The 2,245-nt window shown below is 39.5% G+C and carries 2 protein-coding genes; both read left to right on the top strand.

Annotated elements, in window-relative coordinates; all coding sequences use genetic code 11:
• Positions 1–8: 8 nt before the first annotated feature.
• Entirely contained in the window at positions 9–1,928 is a 1,920-nt protein-coding gene (gene tet(O) / locus SR62_RS02000; RefSeq protein WP_002779752.1) for a tetracycline resistance ribosomal protection protein Tet(O), read from the top strand.
• A gap of 51 nt (positions 1,929–1,979) precedes the next feature.
• A complete protein-coding gene (locus tag SR62_RS01995; protein ID WP_002779755.1) occupies positions 1,980–2,153 on the top strand; it encodes a cysteine-rich KTR domain-containing protein in 174 nt (57 codons plus the stop codon).
• The last annotated feature ends 92 nt before the right edge of the window (positions 2,154–2,245 follow it).

The raw sequence follows: 2,245 nt of genomic DNA, 5'->3' as shown, positions 1-2,245 counted from the left end.
AAAATCACATGAAAATAATTAACTTAGGCATTCTGGCTCACGTTGACGCAGGAAAGACAACATTAACGGAAAGTTTATTGTATACCAGTGGTGCAATTGCAGAACTAGGGAGCGTAGATGAAGGCACAACAAGGACAGATACAATGAATTTGGAGCGTCAAAGGGGAATCACTATCCAGACAGCAGTGACATCTTTTCAGTGGGAGGATGTAAAAGTCAACATTATAGATACGCCAGGCCATATGGATTTTTTGGCGGAAGTATACCGTTCTTTATCCGTATTAGACGGAGCAGTATTATTAGTTTCTGCAAAGGATGGCATACAGGCACAGACCCGTATACTGTTTCATGCACTACAGATAATGAAGATTCCGACAATTTTTTTCATCAATAAAATTGACCAAGAGGGGATTGATTTGCCAATGGTATATCGGGAAATGAAAGCAAAGCTTTCTTCGGAAATTATAGTGAAGCAAAAGGTTGGGCAGCATCCCCATATAAATGTAACGGACAATGACGATATGGAACAGTGGGATGCGGTAATTATGGGAAACGATGAACTATTAGAGAAATATATGTCAGGGAAACCGTTTAAAATGTCAGAACTGGAACAGGAAGAAAACAGGAGATTCCAAAACGGAACGTTATTTCCCGTTTATCACGGAAGCGCTAAAAACAATCTGGGGACTCGGCAGCTTATAGAAGTAATTGCCAGTAAATTTTATTCATCAACGCCTGAAGGTCAATCTGAACTATGCGGGCAGGTTTTTAAGATTGAATATTCAGAGAAAAGGCGGCGTTTTGTTTATGTGCGTATATATAGCGGAACATTGCATTTGAGGGATGTTATTAGAATATCTGAAAAAGAGAAAATAAAAATCACAGAGATGTATGTTCCGACAAACGGTGAATTATATTCATCCGATACAGCCTGCTCTGGTGATATTGTAATTTTACCAAATGATGTTTTGCAGCTAAACAGTATTTTGGGGAACGAAATACTGTTGCCGCAGAGAAAATTTATTGAAAATCCTCTCCCTATGATCCAAACAACGATTGCAGTAAAGAAATCTGAACAGCGGGAAATATTGCTTGGGGCACTTACAGAAATTTCAGATTGCGACCCTCTTTTAAAATATTATGTGGATACTACAACGCATGAGATTATACTTTCTTTTTTGGGGAATGTGCAGATGGAAGTCATTTGTGCCATCCTTGAGGAAAAATATCATGTGGAGGCAGAAATAAAAGAGCCTACTGTTATATATATGGAAAGACCGCTTAGAAAAGCAGAATATACCATCCACATAGAAGTCCCGCCAAATCCTTTCTGGGCTTCTGTCGGGTTGTCCATAGAGCCGCTCCCTATTGGAAGCGGAGTGCAGTATGAAAGCAGAGTTTCACTTGGATATTTAAATCAATCGTTCCAAAATGCGGTTATGGAGGGGGTTCTTTATGGCTGCGAGCAGGGGCTGTATGGATGGAAAGTGACAGACTGTAAAATCTGTTTTGAATATGGATTGTATTATAGTCCTGTAAGTACCCCCGCAGACTTTCGGCTGCTTTCCCCTATCGTATTGGAGCAGGCTTTAAAAAAAGCAGGGACAGAACTATTAGAGCCATATCTCCACTTTGAAATTTATGCACCGCAGGAATATCTCTCACGGGCGTATCATGATGCTCCAAGGTATTGTGCAGATATTGTAAGTACTCAGATAAAGAATGACGAGGTCATTCTGAAAGGAGAAATCCCTGCTAGATGTATTCAAGAATACAGGAACGATTTAACTTATTTCACAAATGGGCAGGGAGTCTGCTTGACAGAGTTAAAAGGATACCAGCCAGCTATTGGTAAATTTATTTGCCAACCCCGCCGCCCGAATAGCCGTATAGATAAGGTTCGGCATATGTTCCACAAGTTAGCTTAACAGCTTGCAAAAGTCATATAAAATGAGATTTGAAAGGATTAGAGACTAATTATGATGAAATGCGAATGGATATTGTGTCCTGTTTGTGGGAGCAAAACCCGTAATAAAATTAGGAAGGACACTGTTTTGGAGAATTATCCCCTTTATTGTCCAAAATGCAGACAAGAAAGATTGATTAAAGTTGACAACTTGAAGATAACTGTCATCAAAGAGCCAGACGCTTAAGACGCAGAGCCGATGAAATTGTGGAACAATTCACGAATCATCGGCTCTTTTTGTTTCGTATTTGAAAGAACAAACTCACCAAATAAAAAAAA

Origin of the sequence: Campylobacter sp. 2014D-0258 (genome assembly GCF_008000495.1) — a bacterium.
GTDB lineage: Bacteria > Campylobacterota > Campylobacteria > Campylobacterales > Campylobacteraceae > Campylobacter_D > Campylobacter_D jejuni.
Note: the sequence above shows the minus strand (reverse complement) of the source record. Positions and strands in the feature narration are given on the sequence as shown.

Coding starts and splice junctions, on each gene's coding strand:
- SR62_RS01995 (WP_002779755.1), top strand. CDS start 1,980: ATGATGAAATGCGAATGGATATTGTGTCCTGTTTGTGGGAGCAAAACC.